Source organism: Streptomyces sp. WAC06614 (assembly GCF_003949795.1).
Classification (GTDB): Bacteria; Actinomycetota; Actinomycetes; order Streptomycetales; family Streptomycetaceae; genus Streptomyces.
The window spans coordinates 1-6813 of the sequence record NZ_RPRY01000354.1; the positions used below are offsets into that span (position 1 = coordinate 1).

The 6813-nt window shown below is 74.7% G+C and carries 4 protein-coding genes; 2 read left to right on the forward strand and 2 right to left on the reverse strand.

From position 1 onward, the window contains the following. Positions 1 to 86: 86 nt before the first annotated feature. Positions 87 to 1091 (forward strand): YafY family protein, encoded by a 1005-nt coding sequence (locus EF918_RS30420; RefSeq protein WP_125652151.1) that lies wholly within the window; start codon positions 87 to 89, stop codon positions 1089 to 1091. 513 nt (positions 1092 to 1604) lie between these two features. On the opposite strand, the gene EF918_RS30425 is transcribed toward EF918_RS30420, so the two are convergent. Together EF918_RS30425 and EF918_RS30430 are read right to left on the reverse strand one after the other, a co-directional pair. Further along, positions 1605 to 2693, reverse strand: coding sequence for a phosphatase PAP2 family protein (locus EF918_RS30425; RefSeq protein ID WP_125652152.1), 1089 nt, complete (start codon positions 2691 to 2693; stop codon positions 1605 to 1607). 261 nt (positions 2694 to 2954) lie between these two features. Then, complete coding sequence (locus tag EF918_RS30430) at positions 2955 to 4052, reverse strand: glycosyltransferase family 39 protein (RefSeq protein WP_260610812.1); 1098 nt, start codon at positions 4050 to 4052, stop codon at positions 2955 to 2957. A gap of 343 nt (positions 4053 to 4395) precedes the next feature. Here EF918_RS30430 and EF918_RS30435 point away from each other — a divergent pair, with 343 nt between their 5' ends. Continuing rightward, positions 4396 to 6360 (forward strand): MFS transporter, encoded by a 1965-nt coding sequence (locus EF918_RS30435; protein WP_260610811.1) that lies wholly within the window; start codon positions 4396 to 4398, stop codon positions 6358 to 6360. Positions 6361 to 6813: the final 453 nt, after the last annotated feature.

The window sequence follows — 6813 nt, forward strand, 5'->3', positions numbered from 1 at the left end:
GGGCGGAGCACCGGGTGTCCGGGGGTGGGTACCGCACGTGGCGTACCCGGCCCGGCCGGCGCGGCGCCCGATGGCACACTCGCCCCATGCTGGAGACCTCCGCACGACTCCTCCGCCTGCTCTCCCTCCTGCAGGCCCACCGCGAATGGACCGGCGCCGACCTGGCGCAGCGCCTCGGCGTGACCCCCCGCACGGTCCGGCGGGACGTGGAACGGCTGCGGGAGCTCGGGTACCCCGTCAACGCCAGCCCGGGCACCGGCGGCGGCTACCAGCTCGGCGCCGGTGCCGAGCTGCCCCCGCTGCTGCTGGACGACGACGAGGCGGTGGCCGTGGCGGTCGGGCTGCGGACCGCCGCCGGCAACGGGGTCGAGGGCATCGGCGAGGCCTCGGTCCGGGCGCTGGCCAAGCTGGAGCAGGTGCTGCCGGGCCGGCTGCGCCGTCGGGTGGCCGCGCTCAACGAGTTCACCGTCTCCATGTTCCGTGACCCGGAGCGCTCCACGGTGGACGCCTCCGTGCTCACCGAACTGGCCGCCGTCTGCCGGGACGGCGAGCGGCTGCGGTTCGCGTACCGCGATCACGACGGTACCGCCACCCGCCGCCTCGTCGAACCGCACCGCCTGGTGTGCAGCGAGCGCCGCTGGTACCTCGTCGCCTGGGACGTGGACCGCGCGGACTGGCGCACGTTCCGCGCCGACCGCATCGAGCCGCGCCCGCCGCACGGCCCCCGCTTCGCCCCGCGCACCCCGCCCGCCGAGGACCTGGCCGCGTACGTCTCCCGGGGCGTCGCGCAGCGTGCGTACGCCGAGCAGGCCGTGCTCCGGCTCCATGTGCCCGCCGAGGACGCCGTCCAGGGGATCTCGCCGTCGGCCGGAGTGCTGGAGCCGCTGGACGACCGCTCCTGCCTCCTGCGCACCGGCGCCGCCAGCCTCGACCACCTGCTCGTGCACGTGCTGATGATGGGCTACGAGTTCGAGGTGGTGGAGCCGGCCGCACTGCACGAGCGGGTCGTGGCGGCCCGGGACCGGCTGGCCCGGGCGGTCCAGCGGTCCTTGGACGGGACAACACCCGCGGACGTCCCGGTGAAGAAATGATGAGAAGCATCCCGGGAGATGTGAGGAACACGTAAGGGGCGTCCTGGGTGCCCGGCCACGGGTCGTCAGTTTTCTTGCGGGGCGCGCCCGCTCCTGAATGAACGGGCGGAATGCTGCGCGTCCGCGCCGGAATGTGAACGGGAATTCAGGTCGGGCGTGTCGGCGCTTCCGCGGGCAATGCCGGGGTGTTGTGCGGGCGGATCCGCGCGCCGGGTGACGGTGAAACAGTTGTCGACATTCCGTGACCCAAGCGTGACCCGGCTCGGAGGAACCGCCGGGCGCCACGCTGACGCGACCGGACGGAACGACGGCCGCGGGCCGGGCAAGGACCCGGCCCGCGGCCGCCGTTCGTCGTTCTGCTCCGGCGTCCGGCGTCCGGCGTCCGGCGTCCGGGGGCGGGCGTCGGACCCCGGCCCCCGCCCGTCAGGCCTGCCAGGTGCCAGGTGCCAGGTGCCAGGCGTGCGAGAAGGTGTGCGTACCCTTCCCGCTGCGCCCGGCCCCGCCCGCCGCGGCTCAGCCGCCGGTGACCGGGCGGGGGGAGGGGGCGCCGCGCGTCGCGGCGCGCTCGGCGTGGACCGGGCGGCGGCTGCCGACCGGGGCGCCCGGGGTCCGCTCGGAGCGGATCACGTGCGGGCGCGTCGACAGGTGGACCGCCGTACGGGCCGCCGGGGCGTGCCCCGGGCCGGTCCCGGACGTCGCCGTGGCGGCGGCCCGGACCTCCTCGGGCTCGTGCGCGCCACCGGCGGCCGCACGCGGCACGAACACCTTGGCCTGCGGCGACAGCGGAGCCAGCGGTACCGGGGTACCGGCCGGGGCCGGGGCCGCAGCCGGACGGGTGCCCGTGCGGCGGCCGCGCAGCAGCTCGCGCAGCTCGAAGACCTTGGCCTCGGTGCGGGCGATCAGCGGCTCGAACCACGGCAGTGCCAGCAGGATCAGCAGGCCCGCGGCCCAGCCGAGGAGCACGTCGCTCACCCAGTGCGTGCCGAGGTAGACGGTGGTGGCGCCGACGCTGAGCGCGACGACCGCGGAGACCACCGACAGCACCCGCCGGGTGACCACGGTCGACGCCAGGTAGGCGAGGATGCCCCAGGTCACGACGGCGTTGGCGGTGTGGCCGGAGGGAAATATATCGCCGCCGGCGAAGAGCTCGGCGGAGCCGATCTGGGTGGCGTAGTGCGGACCGAGCCGGCCCAGACCCAGCTTGACCGAGCCCACGGTGATGTTGAGCAGCAGCAGCGCCACGCCGAGGGTGAGCAGCGGGCGCAGGGTGTGCTGGCGCCACGAGCGCCAGCCGAGCCAGGCGGCGACCATCACGGCGGTGGGCCCGCGCTGGCCCAGGACGACGAGGTAGTCGAGGAACGCGTGCAGCTGCGGCCACTGCTCGTACGGCCGGAAGAACATGATCTGCCAGTCGAGCCGGACCAACCAGGAGGTGGTCAGGACGGCCACCACGATCGCCAGGTAGAAGGCGAGCGTGGAGCCGAGCAGCACGACACGGTGCCGGCTCATCTGCGGCGTCTGCAGATGAGCCGGTCGTTGGGGTTCACGGTCCAGCCGGGCGAAGACCCGCTCCAGACGGGTGAAGATTTGGTCGGTACGCACTCAATCGACGTTACCGCGCGCCGGTGGGCGACCCGGTCGAATCGCCGGGGTTGTGATGACCATGTGATGTGGAGTTGGTCTCATTCGCGGCACTATTGCCGCGAATCCGGAGGGAGTTCGGGGATATCGGGGAGGTGGGGTGGGGGAAAGGCGTTCGGATATTTTTTACCGAGTTCGTGGCGGTCGGTCGAATTTCCTTTGCGGTAAGTGCGGGAGGAATCGGAATCGATCTCCCTCCCCGGCCCCGCCGCCCCGCGAGGGCTACGGCGGCCCCGAGCCGTTCAGCCAGAAGGCCCCGTACACCGCCGAGACCAGCGCCACCGCGCCCAGCACGACCGCGGCCCGGCCGGGCCGTCGGCGGGCCAGGGCCACTGCCGGCGGCAGGACCAGGGGGAACGCCGGCAGCAGCAGCCGCGGCTTCGAGCCGAAGTAGCCCGAGGCGCACAGCGCCAGCGCGACCACGATGCCGCAGTACACCAGCAGCGCCACCGGCTGCCGCTGCCGTACGCACAGCACGTACAGCCACAGCACCAGCAGCACGCCGACGATCAGCCCGACCCCCGCCGCCGCCGAGGACACCGCCGTCAGCTTGCTCCCGACGAACCGTGCGAAGGCCAGGCCGCCGTCGAAGCCGTTGCCCCAGCCGCCTTGGACGTCCAGGTACCCCAGCGGCCCCCGACCGGTGCGCGCCCCGACCCACAGCACGTACGCCGCCGCGCCCAGCGGGGCGAGCAGCATCCCGGCGAGCGGTCGCCAGGGCCGTTCGCCGCGGCGTACCGACAGCACCGCCGCGACCCAGACGGCGGCCACCACCGCCGCCCCGACCGGCCGGGTCAGCCCGGCGCCGGCCGCGAGCAGGCCCGCCAGGAGCCACTGCCGCCGCAGCACGGCGTGGAGCGACCAGGCCGCGAGCGCCGTGAACAGGGACTCGCTGTACGCCATCGACTGCACGATCCCGACGGGCAGCGCCGCCCAGGCCGCGGCGGCGCACACCCCCGCCCGGCGGCCGTACAGCAGGTCGGTCACCGCGAAGATCCCCCAGGCCGCGGCGAGCGAGGCGACGGCCGAGACCACCAGGCCGGCGCTGCCGTACGACAGCCCGGTCGGCGCCGCGACCACCCGCTCCAGCCACGGCAGCAGGGGGAAGAAGGCGAGGTCGGAATGGACGGCCCCGTTCGGGAGCGCGATCGTCCGGCCATAGCCCTCGGCGGCGATCCGGGCGTACCAGAGCGAGTCCCAGCGCGCCGACAGCAGCGTGTGCGGGCTGCTGCCCGCGGCCGCCGACCACACCGCGAGCACCGCCAGGCCCAGCAGGCGCACCGCCGCGAAGGCGGCGAGGGCGGGCGCGGCCCGGCGCAGGGTGGCCGGGAGCGGCGCCGACGGGTCCCGTGCGGGCCGCCCGGGCCGGCCCGATCCAAGATCTTCCACAGGCATGATTATCGGTGGCACGGGAGCAAAGGCCCGGCCGCCGGAAACCACGGGCCGTGACGGGGCGTGTACCCGGGGGGAGGTGAAGTGGCGCACGCCACACCCGGGCCGGCCCCGGGGTGAGAGCTTGACCACGTGAGCCCTGACCGAACTCGCGTACGCTGACGGTTCACTCGCGTGTCGATGCCGGACCCCGTAGTTACGCCGCTCACCCGCGGCACGTCACAACAACGCTGGTCCGCCGCGCGCGAGGGATCACCTGGGAGGTACATGCATGTCGGGGACGAACCCGGCCGGCCGCAACCGGACCCTTTCCCCCTGGCAGGCCCGACGGCGGCTGACCGAGGTCGCCGGAGGCACCAACCGCTGGGTCGTCCTGGCCGTCCTGTGCGTGAGCCTGGTCCTCGTCGCGCTCGACGCGACGATCCTGCACGTCGCCGTCCCCTCCGTCACCGAGGACCTGCGTCCCGGATCGATCGAGCTGCTGTGGATCGTCGACGCCTACCCGCTGGTGTGCGCCTCGCTGCTGATCCTCTTCGGCACCCTCGGCGACCGGGTCGGCCGCCGGCGGATCCTGCTGCTCGGCTACGGCCTCTTCGGCGTGGCCTCGACCCTCGCGGCCCTGGCCGACGACGCCCACGTACTGATCCTCGCCCGGGCGCTGCTCGGCGTCGGCGGGGCCATGATCATGCCGGCCACGCTGTCGATCCTGCGGCAGGTCTTCCCCGACCGGCGCGAGCGGGCCCTGGCCATCGGCATCTGGACGGCGGTCGCCGCGATCGGCGCGGCCAGCGGGCCGGTGCTCGGCGGCTTCCTCGTCCAGCACTACTGGTGGGGCTCGGTCTTCCTGATCAACATCCCGCTGATGGTCCTCATCCTGCCGCTGGGCCGCTGGCTGCTGCCGGAGTCCAGGGGCGCGGCGGACGGACCGTGGGACGTGCTCGGCGCGCTGATGGCCGCCGTCGGTGTGCTCGGGGTGGTCCTCGGCGTCAAGCGGGCCGGCGCCGGGCAGAACCTCCTCGACGTGCGGGCCCTGGTGCCGATCGTGGTCGGCGCGGTGCTGCTCGTCCTCTTCGTACGGCGCCAGCGGCGGCGCCCGCACCCGCTGATCGACATGCGGCTGTTCTCCCGCGCCACCTTCACCACGTCGGTGGGCTGCATCGTGCTGGCCATGCTGGCGCTGGTCGGGCTGGAACTGATCGCCGTCCAGTACCTCCAGCTCGTGCTCGAGCTGAGTCCGCTGGAGACGGGCCTGCGGCTGCTGCCGCTGACCTTCGCCGCGATGGCGGCCGGGGCCACCGGCTCGTACACGCTCCACCGGGTCGGCCCGCGCCGGATGGTCTCCTTCGGCTTCACCCTGACCGCACTGGCCGTCCTGCTGCTGACCCTGATGGGCCTGCACGACCGGCCGCTGCTGCTGACGGCCGGGTTCATCCTGCTCGGCTTCGGACTGCAGACGACGCTGTTCGCGGCGTACGAGTCCATGCTGAGCGAGGCGCCCGTCCAGGCGGCGGGCGGCGCGGCGGCGATCGGCGAGACGTCGTACCAGCTCGGCGCGGGGATGGGGATCGCGCTGCTGGGCAGCGTGATGAACGCGGCGTACGCGCCCGGCTTGACGGACGTGCCCGGGGTGTCGCCGGCGGAGTCGGCGGGGGCCGCGCATTCGCTGGGCGAGGCGTACCAGATCGCGGCGCACCTGGGTGGGCCGGCGGGTGAGGCGCTGCACACCGCGGCGCGGACCTCTTTCGTGTACGGGCTGCATGTCACTCTCGTGGTGAGTGCGGGGTTGTTGGTGGCAGGGGCCGTGATGGCGCTGAAGCTGCCGCGGACCATGGACTGCGAACCGGCGCCTGGCCCGGGCCAGGCGCCGGAGGCTGCCGCGGCGGTGGGGGCCGGTGCCGGTGCCGGTGCCGGTGCCCTTGCCGTGCCTGGTGCGGGTGCGGGTGCTGGTGCTGGTGGCGTGCCTGGCTCCGGTGCTGCGCCCGGCTCCGGTGCCGCTGGTGGCCCCGTGCCCGGCTCCGGTGCTGCCGGTGCCGCGTCCGGCTCCAGCGCCGGGGGGCCCGCGGCCGTCCCGGGCGCCGCCAGCCGCGTGACCGGCTCCGGCGTCGGCCCGGGGGAGGACGGCTCGGCCGTGGCCGTGGAGGCGTCGCCCGGTCAGACCGGGCAGGGCTCCGGGTCGGTGATCCCGGCTCCGGCGGACCCGGCCCACGACCGCACCCTCAACGGCCGCCTGGCCTGACCCGCGGCGGCCACCGCTGTGCGCGGCGGCCACCGCTGTGCGGGGCCCTTTCCCCACCCCGCCCCTTCTCCCCCAGCTACCGCTGGGAGGTGCCGCCAGAGCCAGGGGCTCCGCCCCCGTGCCCCCGGTCCTCACACGCCGGACGGGCTGAAAGCCCCTGGGGCTCCGCCCCAGACCCCGCGCCTGAAACGCCGGCGGGGCTGGAAGTGGTGGGGCTCCGCCCCAGAGCCGGGTTTCACGCGCCGGCGGGGCGGGACAGGTGCGCGCAGGGCGGGACACATCCATCCACTGGCCGTCCGCCGGCACCCCAGACGGAACGGAGTCCGGGGGGTGGCGTGGGCGCGGAGCGCCCGGTCTGCCTGGACTCGCCGGGCAGCGTCCGGCGGGGCCGACCACATGTCCGGCCCCGCCGGCGTGTGAGGCGCTGGGGGTGCCCCCAGCGGTAGCTGGGGG